Source organism: Rhodococcus sp. T2V, from assembly GCF_029269925.1.
Classification (GTDB): domain Bacteria; phylum Actinomycetota; class Actinomycetes; order Mycobacteriales; family Mycobacteriaceae; genus Rhodococcus_F; species Rhodococcus_F koreensis.
On the sequence record NZ_JARJBD010000022.1, the window covers coordinates 41,575 to 65,601 of the forward strand.

General features: G+C 67.0%; 19 protein-coding genes and 1 pseudogene. 10 read left to right on the top strand and 10 right to left on the bottom strand.

What is annotated here, in order from left to right:
- Window positions 1-58: 58 nt before the first annotated feature.
- A complete protein-coding gene (locus P3H15_RS19805) occupies window positions 59-1,075 on the bottom strand; it encodes an Lrp/AsnC family transcriptional regulator (protein ID WP_276138813.1) in 1,017 nt (338 codons plus the stop codon).
- 85 nt (window positions 1,076-1,160) lie between these two features.
- Here P3H15_RS19805 and P3H15_RS19810 point away from each other — a divergent pair, with 85 nt between their 5' ends.
- The 4 genes from P3H15_RS19810 (at window position 1,161) to P3H15_RS19825 (ending at window position 6,103) form a co-directional block, all read left to right on the top strand.
- Window positions 1,161-2,639, top strand: coding sequence for an MFS transporter (locus P3H15_RS19810; protein WP_276138814.1), 1,479 nt, complete (start codon window positions 1,161-1,163; stop codon window positions 2,637-2,639).
- 34 nt (window positions 2,640-2,673) lie between these two features.
- A complete protein-coding gene (locus P3H15_RS19815) occupies window positions 2,674-4,068 on the top strand; it encodes an amidase (protein ID WP_276138815.1) in 1,395 nt (464 codons plus the stop codon).
- A gap of 38 nt (window positions 4,069-4,106) precedes the next feature.
- The gene (locus P3H15_RS19820) at window positions 4,107-5,513 is read left to right on the top strand and encodes a M20 family metallopeptidase (protein WP_276138816.1); all 1,407 of its coding nucleotides are present in this window, start codon (window positions 4,107-4,109) and stop codon (window positions 5,511-5,513) included.
- A gap of 125 nt (window positions 5,514-5,638) precedes the next feature.
- Window positions 5,639-6,103, top strand: a complete 465-nt coding sequence (locus P3H15_RS19825) for a nitroreductase family deazaflavin-dependent oxidoreductase (protein WP_276138817.1) — start codon at window positions 5,639-5,641, stop codon at window positions 6,101-6,103.
- Window positions 6,104-6,113: 10 nt separating this feature from the next.
- Here the strand turns inward: P3H15_RS19825 and P3H15_RS19830 are convergent, their stop codons facing one another.
- The 4 genes from P3H15_RS19830 to P3H15_RS19845 all read right to left on the bottom strand — a co-directional run bounded on the left by P3H15_RS19830 (window position 6,114) and on the right by P3H15_RS19845 (window position 8,227).
- Complete coding sequence (locus P3H15_RS19830) at window positions 6,114-6,551, bottom strand: type II toxin-antitoxin system VapC family toxin (protein WP_276138818.1); 438 nt, start codon at window positions 6,549-6,551, stop codon at window positions 6,114-6,116.
- The gene (locus P3H15_RS19835) at window positions 6,548-6,775 is read right to left on the bottom strand and encodes an Arc family DNA-binding protein (RefSeq protein ID WP_276138819.1); all 228 of its coding nucleotides are present in this window, start codon (window positions 6,773-6,775) and stop codon (window positions 6,548-6,550) included. The genes P3H15_RS19830 and P3H15_RS19835 overlap by 4 nt, the downstream gene beginning before the upstream one ends.
- Window positions 6,776-6,994: 219 nt before the next feature.
- A complete protein-coding gene (locus tag P3H15_RS19840; protein ID WP_276138820.1) occupies window positions 6,995-7,774 on the bottom strand; it encodes an NAD(P)-binding domain-containing protein in 780 nt (259 codons plus the stop codon).
- Between the two features lie 51 nt (window positions 7,775-7,825).
- The gene (locus P3H15_RS19845; RefSeq protein ID WP_276138821.1) at window positions 7,826-8,227 is read right to left on the bottom strand and encodes a carboxymuconolactone decarboxylase family protein; all 402 of its coding nucleotides are present in this window, start codon (window positions 8,225-8,227) and stop codon (window positions 7,826-7,828) included.
- A 76-nt stretch (window positions 8,228-8,303) separates the two neighbouring features.
- Here P3H15_RS19845 and P3H15_RS19850 point away from each other — a divergent pair, with 76 nt between their 5' ends.
- The gene (locus tag P3H15_RS19850; RefSeq protein ID WP_276138822.1) at window positions 8,304-8,969 is read left to right on the top strand and encodes a TetR/AcrR family transcriptional regulator; all 666 of its coding nucleotides are present in this window, start codon (window positions 8,304-8,306) and stop codon (window positions 8,967-8,969) included.
- A 27-nt stretch (window positions 8,970-8,996) separates the two neighbouring features.
- Here P3H15_RS19850 and P3H15_RS19855 read toward each other — a convergent pair whose 3' ends face one another.
- The 3 genes from P3H15_RS19855 to P3H15_RS19865 all read right to left on the bottom strand — a co-directional run bounded on the left by P3H15_RS19855 (window position 8,997) and on the right by P3H15_RS19865 (window position 13,781).
- Entirely contained in the window at window positions 8,997-10,373 is a 1,377-nt protein-coding gene (locus P3H15_RS19855; RefSeq protein WP_276138823.1) for an NAD-dependent succinate-semialdehyde dehydrogenase, read from the bottom strand.
- 32 nt (window positions 10,374-10,405) lie between these two features.
- Window positions 10,406-12,025 carry an NAD(P)/FAD-dependent oxidoreductase gene (locus tag P3H15_RS19860; protein WP_276138824.1) on the bottom strand — a complete coding sequence of 540 codons (1,620 nt, stop codon included), beginning with the start codon at window positions 12,023-12,025 and terminating at the stop codon, window positions 10,406-10,408.
- 373 nt (window positions 12,026-12,398) lie between these two features.
- Window positions 12,399-13,781 (bottom strand): MFS transporter, encoded by a 1,383-nt coding sequence (locus tag P3H15_RS19865; RefSeq protein ID WP_276138825.1) that lies wholly within the window; start codon window positions 13,779-13,781, stop codon window positions 12,399-12,401.
- 328 nt (window positions 13,782-14,109) lie between these two features.
- Here P3H15_RS19865 and P3H15_RS19870 point away from each other — a divergent pair.
- Window positions 14,110-17,519: pseudogene (locus tag P3H15_RS19870) on the top strand (protein kinase).
- A 54-nt stretch (window positions 17,520-17,573) separates the two neighbouring features.
- Here the strand turns inward: P3H15_RS19870 and P3H15_RS19875 are convergent.
- Window positions 17,574-18,239 carry a TetR/AcrR family transcriptional regulator gene (locus tag P3H15_RS19875; RefSeq protein WP_276138826.1) on the bottom strand — a complete coding sequence of 222 codons (666 nt, stop codon included), beginning with the start codon at window positions 18,237-18,239 and terminating at the stop codon, window positions 17,574-17,576.
- 151 nt (window positions 18,240-18,390) lie between these two features.
- On the opposite strand from P3H15_RS19875, the gene P3H15_RS19880 reads away from it, so the two are divergent.
- From P3H15_RS19880 to P3H15_RS19890, 3 genes are read left to right on the top strand one after another with little or no spacing between them, the layout of a single operon-like run.
- Entirely contained in the window at window positions 18,391-20,019 is a 1,629-nt protein-coding gene (locus P3H15_RS19880; protein WP_276138827.1) for a bifunctional 3-(3-hydroxy-phenyl)propionate/3-hydroxycinnamic acid hydroxylase, read from the top strand.
- 14 nt (window positions 20,020-20,033) lie between these two features.
- Window positions 20,034-21,098 carry a maleylacetate reductase gene (locus P3H15_RS19885; protein ID WP_276138828.1) on the top strand — a complete coding sequence of 355 codons (1,065 nt, stop codon included), beginning with the start codon at window positions 20,034-20,036 and terminating at the stop codon, window positions 21,096-21,098.
- 14 nt (window positions 21,099-21,112) lie between these two features.
- A complete protein-coding gene (locus P3H15_RS19890; RefSeq protein ID WP_276138829.1) occupies window positions 21,113-22,018 on the top strand; it encodes a dioxygenase in 906 nt (301 codons plus the stop codon).
- A 14-nt stretch (window positions 22,019-22,032) separates the two neighbouring features.
- On the opposite strand, the gene P3H15_RS19895 is transcribed toward P3H15_RS19890, so the two are convergent.
- On the bottom strand, window positions 22,033-22,818 hold the full coding sequence (locus tag P3H15_RS19895) for a GntR family transcriptional regulator (protein WP_276138830.1): 786 nt from the start codon (window positions 22,816-22,818) through the stop codon (window positions 22,033-22,035).
- 170 nt (window positions 22,819-22,988) lie between these two features.
- Between P3H15_RS19895 and P3H15_RS19900 the strand changes: the two genes are divergently transcribed.
- Window positions 22,989-23,954, top strand: coding sequence for a sugar phosphate isomerase/epimerase (locus P3H15_RS19900; RefSeq protein ID WP_276138831.1), 966 nt, complete (start codon window positions 22,989-22,991; stop codon window positions 23,952-23,954).
- Window positions 23,955-24,027 lie beyond the last annotated feature (73 nt).

Sequence of the window (24,027 nt, forward strand, 5' to 3'; positions counted from 1 at the left end):
GATTTCGCAGCAGTCGCGGGTCCGACTGCTGCGTTCGGCGTGCAAGGTCGGGCGATTTTCAGACCGGGTCGTCGTGCAGTGTGGACAGCCCGGTGACGAATCCCCGGGCATCCAGCAGGCGCCCCGTGTGCACCGCGGGGCGGATGACGACGGCGCGGTCGGCGATGCGGGCGCCGGCGAGGACCTTCTCGAGTAGGGCTTCGAAACGGTTGACGTCGGCCAGGTCTCGCACCCACAGGGTCATGAGGAGGTTGTACCGGCTCGCGGTGGTCACCGCGAGCCGGACTTCCGCGAGCCGGGACAGCGTCGACCGGAGCCGATCGATGGACGACGCAGGCACCTGCACGAAGTACCAGGCGTTGATCGGCCACCCGGTGTAGCTGCGCGCGACGTCCGTCCGGAGGACGAGGTCACCCGAGTGGCGCATCGTGGCGATGGCGTCGGCCACTCGCTGGGTGCTGACGCCGGCCTTCGCGGCGATGTCACCGGCCGGGGTCCGGCCGTCGCGGTACAACGCGCGGACGACGACCTCCTGCAGGTCGGCGGGAACCTGCCGGGCGGCACGCGGCCGCGGTGCCTTGGCCGCGGGGACCCGCTGCGCTTCTTCGTCGGAGAGTGCGTTCAACCTCCAGACACTGCCCTCCACGAGGATCTCGGTGACGAGGTGCGTACGGGCGTGGGTGATCAGACGCTGATCCCCCAGCCGGTCGATGACGAACGCCGACAAGGACTCCAGGTCCGGTCCCGCGACCACGGCGACGAGATCGCGCCCACCGGACGTGTGATCGATGGTGCGCACGATTTCTTCGTCGGCGAGCAGAAATGCGGTCTCGGCGGCCTTTCCCTGCGCGCATTCGATCTCGACGACGGCCACGGCGGGAAAGTGACGACGCTGCCCGCTGGTCCACGCGAGCCCCTCTTCGGTGATCCTGGCCCAGCGCCGGGCGAGCGCGACCGGATCGGTCGCGAGAGCCCTGCCCAGTTCGGTCCACGACGCCCGCGGCTCGAGTTGCAGTGCGTGAATCAGCCGTAGATCGGCGTCTCTCCGCACAGAATCCTGATTTGGTGAAGTCACTTTGCATCAATTCCTGACATTTTACCTATCGGATTTCAATCCAGCTAAGGATACGGCCACCACACGGTTTCTGCTGGAGGAACTTATGAGCACTGCGCAACACACCGGCACGAGGCGGACCACCGGAACGTCCGCGGCCGTCGGTTTCCTGATCGTCATGGAGTTCGGCAGCGGTCTGCTGCAGGGGTGGTATCCCCCGCTCCTCACGAGCATCGGACAAGAACACGGGACCTCGGCGGCAGCGCTGAACTGGGTGAATGCGATCTTCCTGCTCGCATCGGTGGCCTGCGTTCCGATCATCGCCAAGCTCGGTGACATGTACGGCCACCGCAGGATGCTCGTGGCGTCCGCAGCGGCGGTGGCCGTGGGATCCTTCGTCGTCGCGTTCGCTCCGTCGTTCGCCGTGCTTCTCGCGGGCCGCGCCCTGCAGGCCCCGCTGATCGCTTTCCTGCCTTTGGAATTCGCCATCGTCCGGCACCGCGCTCCCGACCGGGCGGGGCGCAACATCGGCCACCTGATCGGGGCACTCACCGGCGGTGTGATCGTCGGCGGTTTCGTCGCCGGCTGGTTCATGACCCGAATCGACAACCTGACGGTGGTGCTGCTGGTTCCCGGAATCATGCTGGCGCTCTGCGTTCCCGTCGCCCATTTCCTGGTGCGGGAGACAACCGTTCGCAGCGCGGGGCGGATCGACTGGGCCGGGGCGGCACTGCTGTCCGCCGGTCTGCTCATGGTCCTGGGAGGGGTGTCCAACGGCAACGCCGTCGGGTGGGGAAGCCCACTGATCGTCGCCCTCGTCGCCGGGGGTGCCGCCACCCTGGCCGCGTTCGCGGTGGTCGAGAATCGAACGGTCAATCCCCTCATCGACTTTCGTGTCCTGACGAAGGGCCGGCTCGTTCTCCCGATGCTCATCGCCGCACTGCTCGGAGCCCAGTCGTTCGGTTCCCAGGCACCCATCTCGCTGTTCTCAAGGGCCGACCCGAATGCGTACGGATACGGCCTGGGCGTGTCGGCCACGATCGCGGGTCTCCTGCTGTCGATCACCGCCACCGGCGCCTTCATCGCCTCGACGATCAGCGACCGGATCGCTCGCGCACTGACACCCCGTTACGCGGTCGCGTTCGGCGCCCTCGTCAGCGGAGCCGCGTATGCGGCGATGATCGTCTCCCACGACGGCGTGCTCACCTTCTCGATCTGGTTGTTCCTGCTGGGATTCGGCATCGGGACGCTCGCCGGCGTCGTACCTGCGATCATCGTCAGCCGCGCTCCCGAAGACTCGGTCGGAATCGCCTCCGGCGTCTACAACAGCTCCCGAACGGGTGCGGGATCGATTGCAGGCGCGATGTTCGCCCTGCTGATGTCATCACTGGTCACGTCGGTGACCGTCGGTGAGAAGACGAGTTCGATCTCGTCGTTCACCTCGTACGCCACCGTCTGGGCGATCTGCGCCGCCCTTTGCATCGTCATCGCCGTCCTGTCCCCGTTCCTCGATTCGCGCCGCCCGCGGACCGCCTCCGAGACCCCCGCACCGCCTGCCGGCGAGAACGAGCCGGCACCCGCCTGATCACGTCACGTCATCCGAACGAGAGGAAATACCCATGCCCGACCAGACAATCGCCGGACGCAGTGTCGCCGAACTGAACGACGCATTCGCCCGCGGATCGTTGACACCGCTCGACGCACTGGAGTCGACCATCGCGCGCATCGCCGCCAAGGACGACACGCACCGCGCGGTCTATGTGATCGACGCCGACGAGGCCCGCGAATCCGCCAGGCGCAGCGGTGAGCGGTGGCGCAGCGGCGCAGCACTGGGCCCACTGGACGGAATCCCGGTGACGATCAAGGAGAACACCGCGAAAGTCGGTCTGCCGCAGTCGTACGGAACCGCCGCGCGGGAACCGGTGATCGCGACGGAGAATTCGCCCGTCGTCGACCGTCTGCAGGAGGCGGGCGCGGTGGTGGTCGCCAGCACCAGCATGCCCGATTTCAGCGGGCTCGGCTCCGGGGTGTCGTCCCGGCACGGCATCGCGCGCAACGCCTGGAATCCGGCCTGGAACACGGGCGGCTCGTCCTCCGGTGCGGCCGTCGCCGCCGCCCTCGGCTACGCGCCGGTCAACATCGGCACCGACATCGGCGGGTCGATCCGCATACCCGCGGCGATGAACGCCGCGTTCGGTTTCAAACCGTCCTACGGGCGCGTCCCGATCAACGACACCTACCTCGGTCGCTGCGCGGGCCCGATCACCCGCACCGTTCGCGACGCCGCCCACACGATGGCGCTCATCGCCCGCCCCGATTCCCGCGACCACACCTCGCTCCCCGACGAATCGATCGACTGGACCGACCTGGACGTCGACATCCGCGGGCTCCGCCTCGGCGTCAACTTCGGCCCGGTGGAGGGCAAGACCGCCGACCCCGAGATCGTCGCCGCGATACACCGGGCCGTCGACGTGTTCGAAGCGGCGGGCGCACAGGTGGAGACCGTCGAGCCGTATCTGTCCCGGGACTACCTGAGCACCGGATTCATCCCGTTCTTCACCGCGCATCTGTGGGCACAGATGAACGACAAGAACATCGTCGACGATCTGGGCCGGGCCGATCAGGAGATGGTCGCTGCGGTCTCGAGCATCGACTCGCTGTCCTCCCTCGAACTCATCCAGGCGTACGACTCGATCGGGCCGTTCGTACAGGAGACCGTGAACATGCTCGGACGTTACGACGCCGTCCTGTCGCCCACCTCCGGCATCCTCGCCGGACCCGCGGAGAGCCGGATGATGACCGAGTTCGCCGGCCCGGCGAACTTCACGTCCGCGTTCAACGCCGCGGGCACCCCCGCCGCGTCGATCAACTGCGGCTTCTCGAAGGACGGACGGCCGATCGGCCTGCAGATCGCCGCCGATCGACGGCGGGACCTGACCGTCCTTCAGGTCGCCGCGTGGTACGAGGCGCACCGCGGTCCCGAGGCGACACCGCAGTGGAATTCCCTCGACTGATCACCCATCGATCTCCCGCTTCGACCGATAGGACGGACATGAGCACCACCCACGACCTCGCCCGACTGATCGACGAACTCGCACCCCGCTACACCGCACTCAGCGATGCCATCTGGGACGAACCCGAATTGCGTTGGGAAGAAACAGCATCAGCAGAAAGGCACATCGAGCTGGCACGCGCGGAAGGATTCCGCATCACACCGGCGATCGGCGGTGTGCCGACCGCGTTCAGCGCGGAAGCCGGTTCCGGTGAGCCCGTCATCGCCGTCCTCGGCGAATACGACGCGCTCGCCGGCCTCAGCCAGGAGTCCGGCAACCCGGAACGCACCCCGGACCCGGCCAACACCTCGGGCAACGGCCAGGGCTGCGGTCACCACCTCCTCGGCGCCGGTTCCCTCCTCGCCGCCACCGCCGTCAAGCGCTACCTGGAGCAGAACGGACTGCCCGGAACCGTCCGCTACTACGGATGCCCGGCCGAGGAAGCCGCGGCCGGGAAGACCTTCATGGTCGCGGCAGGAGCCTTCGACGACGTCGATGCGTCGATCTGCTGGCACCCGGGCGACAGCACCCTCGTGCAGCGCGACCACAGTCTCGCGTACATGCAGTCGTACGTGCGTTTCACGGGCCTCGCCTCCCATGCCGGGGCGTCACCGGAACTCGGCCGCAGCGCGCTGGACGCCCTCGAACTGATGAACGTGGGCGTCAATTTCCTGCGCGAGCACATGCTCTCCGACTGCCGCATCCACTACGCGATCCTCGATGGCGGCGGCCGCTCGGCGAATGTCGTCCAACCGTACGCCGAGGCGTACTACGTCGTCCGGGCACCGAATGTCCGGGAGATGCGCGCGTTGTTCGAGCGGGTTCGCAAGATCGCCGAGGGCGCCGCCCTGATGACCGAAACCACGGTGGAGATCGAGGTCGACGGGGGATCCTCGAACCTCCTCGGCAACACGGTGCTGGAAACGTCGATGCAGGACACGCTGCTCGAACTCGGACCGGTGCCGTTCGACGAGCGGGACCTCGCCACGGCGCGCCGGTTTCTCACCGCCAAGCCGCTCGACATGTTCGGCACCCGAATCGAAGAGGGTGACAGCCCACTGCACGACGGCGTGATCACGTTCGACGCCGGCGCGCCCCGGCGAGTGCTCACGGGGTCGACGGACGTCGGCGACGTCAGTTGGGTCACGCCCACCGTGCAGTGCACCACTGCCTGCGTCAGCCGCGGCACGCCCGCGCACTCGTGGCAACTGGTCGCCCAGGGGAAGCTCCCCGCCGCACACAAGGGCATGGTCCACGCCGCCAAGGTCATGGCCGGATCGGCGATGAATCTCCTCACCGACGCGACCCTGCTGAAGCTCGCGAAGGAGGAGTTCCTCGAACGAACCACCAAGCAGCCCTACGATTCGCCGCTCGTCGACGGCGTGATCGCACCGCCGCTGCGGTAGGCGACGAGGCGGGCACTCGCCCGAGTGCCCGCCTCGGATCGATCAGGAATCGAGAAGCGCCGCTCACCGGACCGACCGTAGCGTCATCATCAGAACACGACGGCTGGACCGATGGGAGAGAGCACATGACCACGAACAACCGAGCAGACAAGCGCAAGCCGGGTACGCCGGGTGCGTTTTCGCGGTGGATGCAGCAGAAGATGAACGCCCGCATGAACCGCAAGATCCGACGCGGCCACGGCCAGTTCATGGGCATGGACGTGCTGATCCTCAACACGTTGGGCCGCCGGAGCGGTCAGCCGCGGCAGTCACCCCTGGCGTGGTTCCCGGATGGTGACGACGCCCGGCTCGTCGTCGCGTCGGGCGGGGGGAGCCAGAATCCCGACTGGCACGCCAACCTGATGGCGCACCCCGGCGAGGTGTCGATCGAACTGCCCGGCACCGACGCCACCCCCGTGGTCCCGCAGCAACTCGAGGGCGCCGACCGTGAGCAGGCCTGGCAGCGCATCGCCGCCGCCCAGCCCCGCATCGCGAAGTACCAGAGCAAATCCGACCGTCAGTACCCGGTCATCCGGCTCACCTCACGATGACGGGGGACTTTCACACCGACGTCGGTCCTTCAGGAATTCCGTCCCACGGGTTGACACATCGGACACCGAGCGAGTCGAAGTGTTTGGTGTTTCGCGTCGCCACGGTCATCTCGGCTGCCTGAGCGACGGCGGCGATGAGAGCGTCGTCGAACGGCGCATGCTCGGGCACCCGGTAAGTGGCCAGCACCCGTGCGGCCGGTAGATCGAACGGCAACACACGGTCGGCGAAGGCGGGCAGGACCCGCTCGTCGAACCACCGGCGCAGGATCCCTCCCTGCTTCGGGTCGGATCGTTCCTTGGCGACCACGCCCCGCTCGATCTCGGCAATGGTCATGGCCGTCACGAACTGGTCGGCCACCGGCACCGACGCCGCCCAGGCCTCAACCAGCCGGTTACGGCCCCGAACCCGCAGCGCGGACACGACGTTGGTGTCCAGGACGTACTTCACAACTCAGCAGTTCGGGCGGTCAAACCGAGGCGTCCGGGCTCGAACTCGATGTCGGCACCCTCATCGGTGCTCAACAGGTCGACGAGAGTGACGGGCTCCCGCTCGAGGGCCGCGCCGAGGATCTCGCGTACCTCCGCCTCGACCGACCGGTGATGCTGCTCAGCGCGCGCCCGCAGGGCCGCTTTGGTTCCCGGGGGAAGATTGCGGATCAGGATCTGTTCCACCGTGACCACCTCCGATATCACACCAACGATATCACCTAGGGGTGTCGGTGCAACGCTAACAAAGCAGCAGGTCGCAGCTTCTACAATTGTCGCTGGCGTCGAGGCCCTACATCCGACGCCGACGGCGGCAATGGCTGCGGGGCGCACCTGCAGCGGTCCCGGCGTGCGAGGTGCGCTATCGAGATCGATCGGCAGCGCCGGATTCGGCGGCAGACGAACCTAGCGGGCGCCCAACAGTGCACGCGCCCGCAGGATCGCCTCTTCGACGCTGTCGTCGAGATCTCCCGATGGGAGCGCACCGATTTCGCCGCGGAGCAGCTCGACGTCCTTGAGCAGCAGGTCGTATTGGACGTCGACTAGATTGTCGCTCATCCAGCTCTGGCCGGTCGACACTCCGATCACCTCGAGGAGACCCGCGGCCGGTGTTCCGAGATTCTCCGCGAGATCGAGCATCCGTGCGGTGGCAGCCAGGTTGTAGGTGGCCAGCGCATTGTTGAGGAGTTTCACCAGGGCCGGCTGACCGTAGGACTCCATGCGGAACACGCGACCGGAGATGTCGCCCAGCAGTCGGTCCTCGGCGGGGGTGGCGTCGGGTCCGGCGAGGAAGATGGTCATCGAGCCTCGGCGCGCACCCTGGGGGCCGCCCGACACGGGCGCCTCGAAGACGCGCCAGCCGTCCGGGGCCGAGGGCATGATCTTCCGGGCGTCTTCCGGTGCCAGCGTGGTGTGGACGAAGACGGTCAGCGGCCGCGTGGTGTGCTCCCGGAGCGCCGCGAAGACGGACGACACCTGGTCTGCCAGCCGCACGGCGACGTGAACGCTGTCCACGGACGGCCAGTCCAGGGCCGCCAGGTCGCTGCCGGCCGGCGACCGGTTCTGCTCCGACCACTCGCGGACGCGCTCGGCGTCGAAGTCGTAGCCGTACACCTCCCGCCCGAGCTGGGCGAGGTGTGCTCCGATGTTTCCACCGATGGGTCCGAGCCCAATTATCAAGTGCATGAATGTTCCTCGAGTGTGAGATGTATGTGGGAAGTGCCGGGCGGCAACCTCTCAGTCCTCGGTGAGGCCGCGCTCCGCCATGACCTGTTTGACGAGAGTGAGGCCGTTGAGCACGCGCGGGAACCCGACGTAGGGGATGCAGTGGATCAGGGCACCGACGATCTTCTCCTTGGTCAGGCCGACGTTGAAGCCGGTGTTGATGTGCAGCTTCAACTGGGGTTCGGTACCCAGGGCGACGAGCGTGGAGATGGTCACCATCGTCTGCTCCTGCTGGGTGAGGCCATTGCGGGAGTAGATGTCGCCGAAGGCGAAGGAGACGATGTAGTCGGACAGGTCCGCGTCCAGGCTCTTGTAGGACTCCACGAGCTTGACGTGGTCGAACGTGTTGGCGTGGTCGGTGGAGACGAGCTCCATCATGCGGTCGAGGCCGCGCTGGTAGCGATCTGTAGCCATGAGTATTCCTCGTGAGCGGTTCTGAAGAAGTGAGTAATTTGCAAAACGATACGTCGCGTAGCGATAATAGCACTCGATGGTGGGCTACGGAAAGGCTGTCGACATGAAGGACTCGAGTGCGAGCGATGGTGGAACGCCCCGGACCGCAGGATCCGGTCACGAGAAGCGGCGCGCCCGGACGGAGCGGGTGGTCCTCGACGCCACACGGGAACTACTGGCGGAGAATGGATTCGGAAGCCTGACCGTCGAGGGCGTCGCGGCACGGTCGGGAGTGGCGAAGACCACGATCTACCGCAGGTACCGGTCCAAGAACGACCTGGCCCTGGCCGTCCTGCTGGACATGGTCGACGAGGTGAGCACGCAACCATATCGGGCGGACACCGCCACCGAGCTGACGGCGCTCGTCGACCGGACCGTCGAACTCATGTGCACCTCTCTGATGGGCCTGGTCATGAAGGGCCTGGTCTCGGAGGTCGCCGCGGACCCCGAGCTCGCACGTGTCTACCGGGAGCAGGTGGTGAGCCACCGGTTGGCGGACGTGAGCGCGCTGGTGGAGCGCGGTATCTCCAGGGGAGAGTTGAGGGCTGACCTCGACCCCGAAATGGTCACGGATCTCGTGCTCGGCCCCATCTACTACCGGTTCTTCCTGAGCGGCTCGCCCATGGACGACAAATTCGGAAAGCGGCTCGTCGCCACGCTGCTCCCCTCGTTCGCAGCCCCGGGGGGAGGCGCTCCGGAATGATCGGAGCGCCTCCTTTCCGTGACTGAATTACTTCTGCCCCTGCGGGTTTCGCACGAGTTTCTTGTTGGCAAACTCGTTGAAACCGTACCGGGCCAGCTCGCGACCGACGCCGGACCCCTTGACGCCGCCGAACGGGAGGTCGGGCGAACTCTTGCTGGTGCTGTTGATCCACACCATGCCGGTCTCGAGTTCCGCGGCGACGCGGTCGGCGTTCTCCGGACTCGAGGTGAACACGCTCGACGAAAGCCCGAACGGGGAGTCGTTGGCCAGTTCGATCGCCTCCTCCAGGGAGCCGACGCGGTGGACGACCGCCACCGGACCGAACAGTTCCTCGTCGAAGGCGCGCATCTCGCGTGTGACGCCGGTCAGGACGGTGGGCGGATAGTAGGCTCCCTCCGGCCGCCCACCGCCCAACAGCACTTCCGCTCCGCGTGAGATCGCTTCCTGGACAAGCTCGTCCAGCTCCTCGGCTCCCGAGTTCGACGCCATCGGTCCGAGCTTGGCCTCGGGGCTGGTCGGGTCGCCGGGCTGCCAGCCGGACATCCCGTCGACGAATTTCCGCACGAACTCGTCGTACACACGTTCCTCCACGAGGAACCGTTTCGACGCGGTGCAGGCCTGCCCGCCGTTGCCGAGGCGGCCGACGACGGCGGCGGCCGCCGCGGCGTCGACATCGGCGTCGGCGAGCACGATGAACGGGTCAGAGCCGCCGAGTTCCAGCACGCACTTCTTCCTGTGCCTGCCGGCGATCTCGCCGACGGCGGACCCGGCCTTCTCGGATCCGGTCAGCGACACACCCTGGATGCGGGGATCCGCAACGGCGTCGGCAACCTGCGCCGAAGAGATGAAGGCGTTGAGGTAGACGCCCGCGGGCAGGCCTGCCTCGGTCAGGACCCGTTCGATGGCGAGGGCGGACTGGGGGCAGTTCCGGGCGTGCTTGACGATGATCGTGTTGCCGAGAGCGATGTTCGGGGCGGCGAAGCGTGCCACCTGGTAGTAGGGATAGTTCCACGGCATGACTCCGACGAGCGGGCCGATCGGCTCGGTGCGGACGACGGCCGTGCCGGATCCCGTGATGTCGAGGGGCTCGTCCGCCATGAAGTCGTCCACGTGGTCGGCGTAGTACTGGTAGATCGAGGCCACCAACTCCACCTCGCCTCGGGCCTGCGCGATCGGCTTGCCCATTTCCAGGGTGAGGAGCTTGGCCAGCTCGTCGGCCTGTTCCCGGTGGATCTCGGCGGCCCGGGTGAGGACGGCGCGGCGCCGATCCAGCGGCGCGGTCCGCCAGGAGCGGTAGGCCGTGGTGCTCCGTCCGACGAGATCGTCCAACTCGGCGTCCGTGATCTCCGGATACTGCGCGTTCCGGTCCCCGGTGACCGGGTCGGTGGTGGTGTACACACCCATGGGTGGTTCTCCTGTGGTGGTGATGAACGGTGTCAGGCCGCGACCGTGGCCGCAGACGCGAAGCCCCGGTAATCGTCGGCGGTCACGTCGGCGAGGACCGCACGATAATTGCCCAGACCCCCCAGATAGAACAGGACACTGGGCTTCTTCCCCGGAATGTTCGCGCCGAAAATCCACGAATCGACCTTCGTGAACACCGTCATATTCGCGATCTCGGTGCAGGTATCGGTCCACTCCGCCTCCGCCTCCGGCGTCGGCTCGATCGCCCGCAGCCCACTGCGCTCGGCAAACGCAATCGTCTCGCTGATCCACTCGACCTGCGTCTCGATGCTCGGCGGCAAATTCGTGAACGGGCCGTTGGGGCCCAGCACCATGAACCAGTTCGGGAAATTCGCCGTGGAAATCCCCAGGTAACTCGTCGGCTGCCCACCCCAGTGATCGTTGATGTTCACACCCTCCCGGCCGCGGATCTCCATCCGCCGGTAATTACCGTCCACGGCATCGAACCCGGTAGCGAAAACCAGCACATCCAACTCGTGCAGAACCCCGTCCTCGGTCACCACACCGCGGGCGGTGACCTCCCGGATCGGGTTCTCCTTGATGCCGACGGCCTCGACGTTCGACCGGTTGAAAACCCGGTGATAGCCGTCATCGCACAGCGGACGCCGGGCGAACAGACCCGTCGGGGTCAACGTGCGGGCGGTCTCCGGGTCCTCGATGACCTCGGCGATCTTGGCACGGATGAACGACGCCGCCGCCTCGTTGGCTTCCTCGTCCGTCGCGATGTCACCGAAGGTGGCGAACATGAACCGGAAACCACCACCGTGCTGCCAGGCCTCCTCGAAAACCCGGCGACGTTCCTCCGCCGAGACACTCATCGCCGGCACCGTGGACTCCTCGAAACCGAACGCGACAGAGGAACCCTTGACCTGCGACCAGATCCGGTCGTAATCCGCCTTGACCGCATCGATCTGCGCAGCGGTCACCGGACGCTTGCCGACCGGAACCGAGTACTGCGGCGTCCGGACGAACACCGTCAGATGCTCCACCTCCGGCGCCAGCGCCGTGACGACCTGCTGACCGGTGGAACCGGTACCGATCACCCCGACCCGGCGGCCCGCAAGATCGGTGCCCTCGGGCCAGGCGGCGGTGTGGATGGTCTCACCCTCGAACGTGTCCAGACCGGGCAGATCCGGGAAGTTGATCGCCGAGAGCAGCCCGACCGCGTTGATCACATACCTCGCCCGGTACACCGCGCCGGAATCGGTGGTCACCTCCCACAGCGCCTGATCGTCGAGGTAGACCGCGGAGATGACCTCGGTGCCGAAACGGAAATGACGGCGCAGATCGAACCGGTCGACCACACCCTCGAGATACTCGAGGATCTCGGGCTGGGTGATGTACGTATGTTCCCAGGTGCCGTCCTGCAGCAAATCCTCGTCGAAGGAAAACCGATAGACGTGGCTCTCGGTATCGGACAGAGCACCCGGGTAACGGTTCCAATACCAGGTGCCGCCCGGGCCGTCGGCCTTGTCGAAACCCACCACGGTGAGGCCCAGCTCGTTGTGCAACTTGTGGACGGCGTAGATACCGCCGAACCCCGCGCCGATAACGACGGCGTCAACGCTCTGAGGTGTGGTCTGTGCAGGCATGGCGAACTCCTGTGTCGTTCCGAAGCAAAGAAGAAAAAGGGTGAAAGAAGTTGGGGCGGAGCGGCGCTGCGCTATTGCTGCGTCAGACGGTCGATTTCTCTTCCGCGTTCCGTGTCCTACCCCCCGCGGCAGTCGTAATGTGATAGCCGCCACCGCGTTTGGATCAAGGGTAAGAGCAGGGTCCAGCACAACTGCGTTCCGATGTGAAACACCTTGTGAAAACTTCTGCGCGCGATCGGGCGCGAGAGAATCGAGGCGCGTTGTGGAAAGCATGCGAAAACAACGCCCGTGCCGCGAAGATCCTGGGCCGAATGAACAGACCCCCGGACAGTGGAATCGTCGGGGGTCTGTTCACTCAGGAGTTCTCGGTGGGCTAGCTCATCGTTGCGTCTGCAGGGCGTGCTGCAGGAGTGGCGGGTTGGGGCGAGCTCAGTTGACCGATCAGCGCTTCCGCTCTCGGATCGCCGAGGAGTTCTGCCGGGGTCTTCGACGTCTCGCGCATTCCGATAACCGCGATCGCACCGATTCCGGTGGCGATCGCACCGAAGAATGCGACCGGAAGCCAGCCCGACGGGCCCGCGCCGAGCAGCACGGCTGCGATCAGGGGCGCGAATCCCGCAAGGAGGTTACCGAGCTGGTTGCTGACAGCCATACCGGTGAATCGCACCGGTGCCGGGAATTGCTCGGCGAAGAACGACGTCCACACGCCGTTGTAGCAGCTGAAGAACAGCGACATGTTGACGAACGCGAAGATCGTTATCAGCAGGACATTCGCCGTCGAAATCGCCCACAGGTAGGGGAAGATGCTGAGCGCACCGCCGACAGCGCCGATCAGCATCGTTCGCTTCCGGCCGATGACGTCGGACAGATAGCCGGCCGCAGGGATGCCGACGATCGACAGGGCTATTGCCCCGGAGATGATGGCGAGCATCGTGCCTCGATCCACCCCGACCGCCGTCGCGTACGAGAGGCTGAACACGGCGAACAGGGTTTGCATCGACGCCATCAGTGATGCTCCGGCGACTCGGATCACGTCGCGCCAATGGTGTGTGAGCACGTCGTTCAGCGGTCGCTTCCGGACCTGATCTTCTTGTCGCGCTTCAGTGAAGGCCGGAGTTTCGTCGAGATGGCTTCGCACGTAGTAGGTGATGACGACGACTACGGCGCTGAGCCAGAAAGGAATTCGCCAGCCCCAGGTGTAGAGCACGTCGTGGGGCAGCATCGCGATCGGGAGGAACACGACAGTGGCCAGTGAGCAGCCGACGGCGTAGCCGACCATGACGAAACTGGTGAAGAATCCCCGGCGCCCGACCGGGGAATGCTCGACGGTCAGCGTCGATGCGCCCGCCGATTCGGCCCCCGCGGAGAATCCTTGCACGATGCGGAGGACGACAAGCAGTACCGGAGCGACCAGGCCCAGCTGGTCATACGTCGGAAGGCACCCGATGGCAAAGGACGCGACGCCCATCATCACGACGGTGGCCAGCATGACGCGTTTGCGGCCGAGCCGGTCGCCGAAGTGTCCCATCACCACGGCGCCGACCGGGCGGGCGACGTACCCCACGGCGAAGGTGGCGAACGATGCGATGAGCGCGACGGTGGGGTCGCCGGAGGGGAAGAACAGCACGTTGAAGACCAGGGCGGCTGCGGCGCCGTATACGAAGAAGTCGTAGTACTCCAGTGCGCTGCCGAGGAGCGCGGCCGTCGCCGCGCGACGGGGAGTCATCGCGGGCGGCGACGAGGTCGTGCTTGTCATGTGTTTCTCCTGAAGCAGGCTCAGTGGTAGCAGGACGGGCGCCGAGGATGCTTGTGACCCTTGGCATCGGCGAGGCGACCTTGTGACGGCCGCCACGGCGTGTGGATCAAACGTAAGAGCATGTTCCAACCCACCTGTGTTCCGATGTGAAACACCTCTTGCCCTACCAGGTCGATATTCCGAATGCCGCCGAATGCCGCCGATCGGCGTCCCCGGTCGGTACCCCTGGTATCGGTCGCGGGAATACTCTGGGATCACCCGCCCGCCGACGACGGGATGACTCGAGCCTGGCACCGGTGTGGTGACGCCGACCGGGATGGGGTGTGCGATGGCCGAATTCGATCCGTTTGCCACCCAGCGTGACAACGCCGGGGACATCACAGCAGAGCTGGAAGCCGCCGGATTCACCGATCTCGAAGAAATCGGCCGCGGGGGGTTCGGCGTCGTCTACCGATGCCGTCAGCCGCATTTGGACCGCACGGTGGCGGTCAAGGTACTCGCCGCGGACCCGGCGCCAGAGGATCTGGAGCGGTTCCTGCGCGAGCAACGGGCGATGGGCCGGCTGTCCGGGCATCCCCACATCGTCACCGTTCTGCAGGTGGGCACCACCGCGGCGGGCCGCCCTTACCTCGTGATGCCGTATCACCGGTACGGCTCGCTCGACGCCACGATCCGCCGCACCGGCCCCCTGAACTGGGCCGATACGCTGAATCTGGGGATCGCGTTGGCCGGGGCGCTCGAGGCTGCCCACCGGGCCGGGGTCGTGCACCGCGACGTCAAACCGGCCAACATCTTGCTGACCGAGTACGGCGACCCGCAGTTGGCCGATTTCGGGATCGCCCGAATTCCCGGGGGCTTCGAGACCGGTACCGGTGTGATCACCGGTTCGCCCGCGTTCACCGCCCCCGAGGTCCTCGCCGGGCAGAGCCCCACCCCGGCGTCGGACATCTACAGCCTGGGCGCGAGTTTGTTCTGTGCACTGACCGGGCACGCAGCGTTCGAGCGCCGCAGCGGCGAGCAACTCGTCGCCCAGTTTGTGCGGATCACCACCGAGCCGGTGCCGGATCTGCGGGATCCGGCCATTCCCGCTGCGGTGACAGCGGTGATCGGGCACGCCATGGCCGCCGAACCCACGGCTCGCCCACACACGGCGGCGGAGTTCGGCGACGAGCTGCGCGACACTCAGGCCCGGGCCGGAGCGCTCGCCGACGTGCCCGCGGTCGCGCCGGAATCGGCGCCCGTGCCGACCGAGACACCCGCAGGCACGCAACGTGTGCGGCGCGCGCCGCCGACTCCGGCGACGAAGTTCCGGCCACCCACCGCACCGAAGGCCCTGGTGCGCCGGGCACGGCTGCTCGAGGCTCTGCGGGCCGCGAGGCGGCGCCGACTGGTACTCATCCATGCGCCCGCCGGGTACGGCAAGTCCACCCTCGCGGCCCAGTGGCGCGAGGTGCTCGTCGCCGGAGGCACTGCGGTGGCGTGGCTCTCCGTCGACAACGACGACACCAACCTCGTGTGGTTTCTCGCGCACCTGATCGAGGCGATCCGGCGTGTGCAGCCCACCCTGGGTCACGATCTCGGTCAGGTACTGGAGGACCGCGGGGCCGACGCCGACCGCTACGTGCTGACCTCACTGGTCGACGAGGTGCACGACCGAGGGCTGCCGGTGGCGGTGATGATCGACGATTGGCACCGGGTCACCGATTCCGCGACCCTCGCCGCCCTGGGCTACCTGCTCGACAACGGCTGCCACCACCTTCAGCTCATCGTCACCAGCCGGACCCGATCCGGACTGCCGCTCGGCCGAATGAAGGTTCGCGATGAACTCGTCGAGGTCGCCGCCGCGGACCTGCGTTCGACCTGGACGAATCCACCCGGTTTCTCGTCGACGTGAACGGACTCGCGCTGGCCGATTCCGAGCTCGCCGCGCTGACACGTTCCACCGACGGGTGGGTGGCCGCTCTGCAGCTCGCGTCCCTGTCGCTCCGCGGCCGATCCGATGCGGGCGAATTGATCGCCCACCTGTCCGGGCGACATCATGCGATCGGAGAGTTCCTTGCCGAGAATGTGCTGAGCGCACTCGAACCCGAACTTCTCGACTTCCTGATGGCCACCTCGATTCCGGAACGAATCTGCGGCGACCTCGCGGGGGTCCTTGCCGACACGACCCGCGGGCAGGCGCTGCTCGAGGAGGTCGAAGAGCGGGATCTGTTCCTGCGCAGCCTCGACGACGACCGAGACTGGTTCCGATATCACCATCTGTTCGCCGAGTTTCTCCGACGCCGGCTCGAGCGCGACGCACCCGAGCAACTCGCACGATTGCACCGGAAAGCGTCGGACTGGTTCGCCGACCATCACGCGCTCGGCGAGGCGGTCGATCATGCGCTGGCCGCCGGCGATGACGACCGTGCCGTGGACCTGATCGAGTCGCACGCGATGAACCTGATCGAAAGCTCGAAGATGGGGACGGTCCTCGCTCTGGTTGCGAAACTTCCCGCACTGCTCGCACAGAACCGGGCCCGGCTCCAGCTGATCGTGGCGTGGGCCAACGTCCTGCTGCACCGGCTCGAGCCGATGCAGGCCGCCCTGGCGCGGGTCGAGGCTGCCCTCGCCGAGCACACCCTGACCGAGGCGCAGGTAATCGATCTGCGGGTGGAGGCGGCAGTCATCGCCGATGTCGGTCGGTGCCACGCCGACGTCATCGACGGGGCCGGCGAGCAGGTCCGCGAATGTTTGACACGGCCGAACACCCTGCCGCCCTTCGTCGTCGCCGCGGCAGCCGACGTCACTTCCTTCGCCGACATCTGCACCTTCGACTTCGACGCCGCCCGTCGACTGCAGAACTGGGCACGGCCTTACCACCAGCAGACCCGCGGCCCGCACTTCGGGATGATCGGGCACTGTTTCGCCGGTATCGCCGCCAACGAACTCCTCGACATCACCGCCGCCGAGGATCACTTCCGGGCCGCCTGGGACCTCGCCGTTTCCACCGTCGGTGTCCACTCGTATGCGGCACAGCTGTCCGGGGCCCTGCTCGGTGACCTGCTGTATCAGCAGGGCACGATCGATGAGGCCGAGCGCCTGCTGGATGCCAGTTACCGCCTCGGCGCCGAGGGCGGCGTCGTGGATTTCATGCTCGCCAGTTACGGCACCGGAGCCCGGATCAAGGCCCTGCGCGGTGACATGCCCGCGGCCGCGCAGCGGTTGGACGAGGGCGCCGACACCGCCCGGAAGTTGTCACTGCCGCGGCTCGCCGCGCGGATCGACAACGAGCGGATTCGCTGCAGATGGGAACCGGGCGCCGAATTCCACTCTCGGACAGAGCGGTCGACGCCAGAACACCAACCCACCGTCATCAGCAGACGAACGACCGAAATCGACGAAGACTCCCAGATCCGGCTGCTCCTGACCGCCCACGCCTACGACCAAGCCTGCACCCGGGTCGAGGCGGTGGTCCGGACACTCGAAACAGCGCGGCGACCGCGGGCCCTCCTCGAGGCGAGGATGCTGCACGCCCAGTGCCTGGCCGCCGCGGGAAGGGTCACGGACGCGAAACAGGTCCTCATTCCCGTTGCCGCCGACTGCGCCGAATACGGCCTGCCCCGACTGGTGGCCGACGGCGGCGAACTCGTCACCCGACTCCTCACCGGGATCGCCGACGACCAACGCCACGGCCGCTGGCGGCCCGAATGGCCGTCCATCCCGGAGTCCTTCCTCACCCAGACGCGCCCGCACTAGCGTCGCGGAGTGCCTCTCACCGAAGAAGCGCATGTGGCGGGCCGGTCAGCGCTACTACGGGGCGGCCGAAACCTCCGGGAGTGAGGGCAGCGGCCGGGATGCGACGTCCCGTGCCTCGTCCGGGGCGACGCCGACCATGCACAGCATCGCCTGGGCGAAGACTTCGTCCGTGCGGTCCTGCGCCGGCGCCGACACCACGTGATGGAGGGTCGACAGCAGAGCGCCGAATACGCACGCCGTGGCGATCTCGACATCGGGAATCGTGAAGCTTCCGCTGTCCACGCCCTTGCGCAGGTCGCGGGCGGCCCGGGGGCCGAGGATGTCGATGAGCTTGGGGTGGGCCACGCCGAGGCGCACCACGAACCACCCCCACAGGGGATCGCTGATCGCATGGCGCACGAGGTGCCGCAGCGACGAGGAAAACACCTCGGCGGCGTCGGGCATGCCAGCGGTCATCAGATCCATTCTGGCGCCCAGTGATTCGATCGATTCCTCGGCGACGGCCTCGACGATCTCGTCGCGGGAGTGGAAGTAGTTGTAGAACGTCCCGGCGCCGAGGTCGGCGGCTTCGGTGATGTCCGACAGGCCCACTGCGTCGACGCCGCGTTCGGCGACGAGGGTGCGGGCGGCGTCGATGAGCCGTGCCCGGGTCTTCTCGCGCCGGCGCTGGTGGCGCGACGCCGGAGGGGGCGTCGCGGAGCTGTTCGTCGGTGCAGGCACAGGCAAACGCTACGCGATCGCCGTGCGAGCGCGGACCCGGACGGCCCATGGGATGAGCGATGGATCATAAATGAGGCATTGCTCAATATTGAAGAGTATGTCACCATTGCTTCATTCCTATGACCCAGCTCACTCGTGAAGAGGAAGTGCAATGACGGACCCTCAGACGGCTCAGTCGAACCTCGAGTACGACGCCGATGTTGCAGTGGTGGGCTGCGGCCCCGTCGGGACGCTGCTGGCCGTACTGCTCGGCCGGAGCGGTCACCGAGTCACGATCGTCGACAAGTGGCCCGCGCCGTACGCGCAGCCCCGCGCGGTCACGTACGACCACGAAATCGCCCGCATCCTCGCGATTCTGGGCATCGACTCGGACAACGATCCGGCGGTCGAGTACCACGACGATCTCTACTACTGGCGCAACGCCGAGGGGGAAACCCTCCTCGAGGTCGACTGGAAATCCATCGCGGCGTCGGGGTGGCGCACGCGGTACTGGTTCTCCCAGCCCGCGCTCGAGAAGCGGCTGCGTGATGTGGCCGCCACGTTGCCGAGCGTGACGATGCTGCGCGGCTGGCTGGCGACCGGCCTCGAGCAGAACGACGACGGGATCGTGCTGACCGGACAGGTCACCGGCCCGAACGGCGAGTCGGCCACCGAGGTGATCCGCGCGAAGTACGTCGTCGGGGCGGACGGTGCCAACAGCTTTGTCCGTGCGGCACTGGGCCTGGACTACGCCGACCACGGATTCTTCTTCGACTGGCTGATCCTCGACATGATCATGCCGGACATCTCGGGTCTCGACCTCGGCCCGACGCACTGGCAGCTGTGCGACCCGGCCCGGCCGACGACGATCGTCCCGGGCGGCCCCGGCCGCCGCCGCTGGGAGTACATGGTGCTGCCCGGGGAGAACCCCGTGGAACTCGCCTCCGAGCAATCCGCGTGGCATCTGCTCGAACCGTGGGGCGTCACTCCGGCCAACGCCGAACTCGAGCGATCGGCGGTCTACCGATTTCAGGCACGGTGGGCGGAGAACTGGCGCAACGGCCGTGGACTGATCGCGGGCGATGCCGCGCATCAGATGCCGCCGTTCGCCGGCGAGGGCATGTGCGCGGGCCTGCGGGATTCGGTGGCCCTGGCATGGCGTCTGGACCTCGTGCTGTCGGGCAGGTCCGGCGACGCCGTCCTCGATTCCTACGGGACCGAACGCACGGGGCACGTCCAGCACTACATCGACTTCTCGATGCGCCTCGGCAAGATCATCTGCATTGCCGACGCCGACGCCGCGATCGACCGGGACCGGCAGATGATCGCCGAACTCGCCGCCTCCGACGGCACCCCGGTCGACACCGACATGGCCTCGCTCGGGCCGGGCCTGTGGCATTCGGGCACCGCTCATGCCGGGGAACTGTCCGTTCAGGGCGTCGTGGAGGCGAATGGGCGACGGGGCCGATTCGACGACGTCGCGGGCCGAGGCTGGGCGGTGATCGGCCGTGGCGAATCCCCGGTCGAGGTGCTCACCGAAGAGCAGCGCCGACTGTGGAATCGTCTGGACGGACGCTGTGTCCGGATCGGGACGGCGGGTGCGGACTGCGACGTGGTCGACGTGGACGGCACCTATGGGAGGTGGTTCGACGAGATCGGCGCCGACTTCGTGATCCTGCGTCCCGACTTCTACGTCGCGGCCACCGCCCCCGACGCGGCGACGCTGCGGGCCTCACTCGGCACGATTCTCGACGGGCTGCATGTGACCACCATCGATCGCGCACCGGTCACGACCGGATGAAGGGAGCTACCACCGTGAATCTCACTTTCGATCACGTCACGCTCGGACAGCGGGTGCTGTTCGGATCGGGACGTGCCGCCGACAACCTCGCCGACGAGGTGGCCCGGCTCGGCGCCCGACGGGTCATGGTCGTCGCATCCCGATCCGAAACCCGGGTTGCCCAGGCGGTCACGACACACATCGATGTGGCCGTGTTCCACGACGACGTCGCCCCGCACGTTCCGATCGCCAACGCCGAATCGGCCCGTGCGGTTGCGGCGGACAACGCGATCGACCTGCTGGTGTGTATCGGCGGCGGCTCGACCACCGGGCTGGCCAAGGCCGTCGCCCTGACGACGGGACTGCCGATCGTCGCGGTGCCCACCACCTACGCGGGATCCGAGGCCACCAACGTGTGGGGTCTGACCGAGGCGGCCCGCAAGACCACCGGCGTCGACGACCGGGTGCTACCCGTCACGGTGATCTACGACGCGCACCTGACGCTGTCGCTGCCGGTGGCACTGTCGGTCGCGTCCGGCCTCAACGGCATGGCCCACTGCATCGACTCGATGTGGGCGCCGCGCACCGACCCGATCAACCGTGCCCTGGCCGCCGAGGGCATCCGGGCGCTTGCCGAGGGACTTCCCCTCATCAAGAGCGACCCGCAGGACGTGAGCGGGCGCGAGCAGGCCCTGTACGGCGCGTACCTGTCCGCGGTCGCGTTCGCCTCCGCAGGATCGGGTCTGCACCACAAGATCTGTCACGTCCTCGGCGGCGCGTACGACCTGCCCCACGCCCAAACCCACGCGACGGTCCTGCCGTACGTCCTCGCGTTCAACGCCCCCGCCGCGCCCGAGGCGGAGCGCAGGATCGCCGCGGCGTTCGGGACGGGCACGGCGGTCGCGGGACTCGACGCGCTGCGGACGGCACTCGCCGCCCCCCGCGCCCTGCGGGACTACGGGTTCGACGAGACGCGGATTCCCGAGGCCGTGGAGTTGATCCTGCCTGTCGTCCCCGATTCGAATCCCCGCCAGGTTTCCGCCACCGATCTCGAATCACTGCTGCGCGCAGCTCACGCAGGCGTGACCCCCGAACCGTGAAAGGCACACCCATCATGATCACCGACACTGCCCAACCGATCGGCCCGCAGCAGCGGGCGCTCGAGGACGAACTCGTAGCCACCGTCGTCGCGTCGTTCGACGCCGCCCCCGATCCGCGACTGAAGCAGCTCATGCAGTCGCTGACCCGGCACCTGCACGCGTTCATCCGCGATGTGCGCCTGACGGAAGAAGAATGGAACACGGCGATCGAGTTCCTCACCGCGGTCGGGCACATCACCGACGACAAGCGCCAGGAGTTCGTCCTGCTCTCCGACGTGCTCGGCGCATCCATGCAAACCATCGCCGTCAACAACCAGGCCCACAAAGGCGCCACCGACGCGACGGTCTTCGGTCCGTTCTTCGTCGAGGATGCCCCCGAGATCCCGCTCGGCGGTGACATCGCCGGCGGCGCCTCGGGGCAGCCGTGCTGGGTCGACGGCACCGTCACCGACACCGACGGCAACCCGGTTGTCGGCGCCCGCATCGAGGTGTGGGAGTGCGACGAAGACGGGTACTACGACGTGCAATACGCCGACGATCGAATTGCCGGTCGAGCGCACTTGTCCACCGACGACCAAGGGCGGTACCGATTCTGGGGTCTGACACCGGTGCCTTATCCCATCCCGCACGACGGGCCGGTCGGCAAGATGCTCGAGGCGGTGGGCCGGTCGCCGGTCCGTGCGGCGCACCTGCACTTCATGGTCACCGCCGACGGTCTGCGCCCCCTGGTCACGCACATCTTCGTCGACGGCGATCCGCAGATCGACATCGGCGACAGCGTCTTCGGGGTCAAGGAGTCACTGATCAAGGAATTCGCGGAGCAACCGCCGGGCACACCCACCCCGGACGGCCGCAGCCTCGGCGACCGCTCCTGGGCGCGAGCGCGTTTCGACATCGTCCTGGCGCCTGCGGGCGTCTGACGTCCGATCCCGGATCAGCGGGCCACGTTGCCGAGGTCGACCGTGCTCACGTCGACCTCCAGCGGGATGATGTCGCTGCGCACCCAGGTTTCGTAGACGTCGTACCGGAGACCTTCGGGCGTCCAGGACGTGGAGCGGATGCACAACATGGGCTCGTCCGCGTCGATCGCCAGCGCCTCGGCGATCTCCGGCGTCGGCCTGGCGGCGCGGATGATGCGGTTGGCGCCGCCCAGGCTGAAGCCCGCATTCGTCAGCAGAGTCGTCAGCGACGCCTCGCCGGCGAGCACCTCGCTCGCGGATGCCAGGACCGGAGTCAGGATCGGCGGGCTGTAGTTGGTACTGAACAGCGCGGGCGTGCCGTCGAGGGAGCGAACCCGCACCAACTCGAAACCCACTGTCTCGCTCGGCAGATTCAGCGCCTGGCAGACGTGGTCGGGAAACGTGGCAGTTCCCGAGCGCAGCACCCGGGTGCTCACCGACCGGTTCTGGTGGCCCATCGCATTCTCGAGGAAGCCTTCCTTGCCCTGGATGACCCAACCGGTGCCGTCCTTGGGGGCGCTGGCGAACACTCCGCGGTTCGGGATTCGCTGAGCAACTCCGCGAGATTCCAGGAACTGCAGAGCCTGACGGACGGTGGCCCGCGACAGTTCGAACTGGACGGAAAGCTCGTTCTCGCTGGGCAGCTTGGCTCCGCGGGCGATGGCCCCCGACGAGATCCGACCCTCCAGCACGGACGCCAGCTGCTGGTAGTACGGCACAACCGACTGCCGATCGATCGAACCCTCGGTACTCGTAGTCACGGAGCGGCTCCTTTCGGCTCTCTGATGTCTCGATCGTAGGTGTTGAACGGCCAGGCGTTGTCCACGACCTTGCCCGGTTCGCCGTCGCCGCCGGCCATATGTCTTGACAAAGAGCGACTCTAGAACGTACTAGTTGTGTACGACGTCTCCCCGACAGGAAGTGCACAGCGATGAAAATCGGACTACTCACCGACTCGGTCAGCCATCTGCCCTTCGACGCTGCACTGGACCTGGCGCGCACCCACGGACTGTCGTCCGTCGAGATCGCCACGGGAAACTGGTCGGAGAGTCCGCATGCCGATCTACCCGCCCTCGTGTCGTCCGAAGGGGCGAGGGAGGAGTTCCTCGGCAAGATCACGTCCCGCGGTCTGACCCTCAGCGCTCTCACTGCGAACGGCAACCAACTCCACCCCGTCACCGGGGAGCGGCAGGCCGAAGTCGTCCGCGACACCATCACGGTGGCCAGTGCGCTCGGAGTCCCGACAGTGGTCCTCATGTCGGGATTGCCGGGCGCCGAAGGTGACTCGTCGCCCAACTGGATCACCACGTCCTGGCCGCCGGAGAACGTGGACATCCTCGCCTACCAGTGGCAGGAGGTGGCAATTCCGTACTGGAAGGAACTCGCCGCCTTCGCGCGCGACGCGAACGTGCGTCTGGCCGTCGAAGCCTGTGGCGCCCAACTCGTCCACAACGTGTCGACTCTGCACCGGCTGATCGACAGCGCCGGGGCGGACGTCGTCGGCGCCAATCTCGACCCCTCGCACCTCATGTGGATGGGCGCAGACATCCCCGCCGTCATCCGGTCGCTCGGCGAGTCCATCTTCCACGTCCACGCCAAGGACATCCGGATCAACCGGTGGAACGCCGACAACGACGGACTGCTCGACACCGTTCCGATCACCACCCCGCACGACCGCGCATGGAACTACGTCACCCTCGGCCTGGGACATCCGGACGGGCAGCGGTTCTGGGCCGACTTCGTCTACAACCTCCGGTCCGTCGGCTACGACGGCACGCTCAACATCGAGCACGAGGACGCGCTCGTCAGTTCGGTCGAGGGCGTCGGCCGGGCGGCCGACTTGCTGAACCAGGTGGTGCTCACCGAAACCCCCGACTGGACACCGGCCCGCGTGTAGGTGGACAACCGTATAGACGGACCGCGTGTTCGCCAGGTAACCCCTACTCTATGAGCGACAACGGCGCGGACAG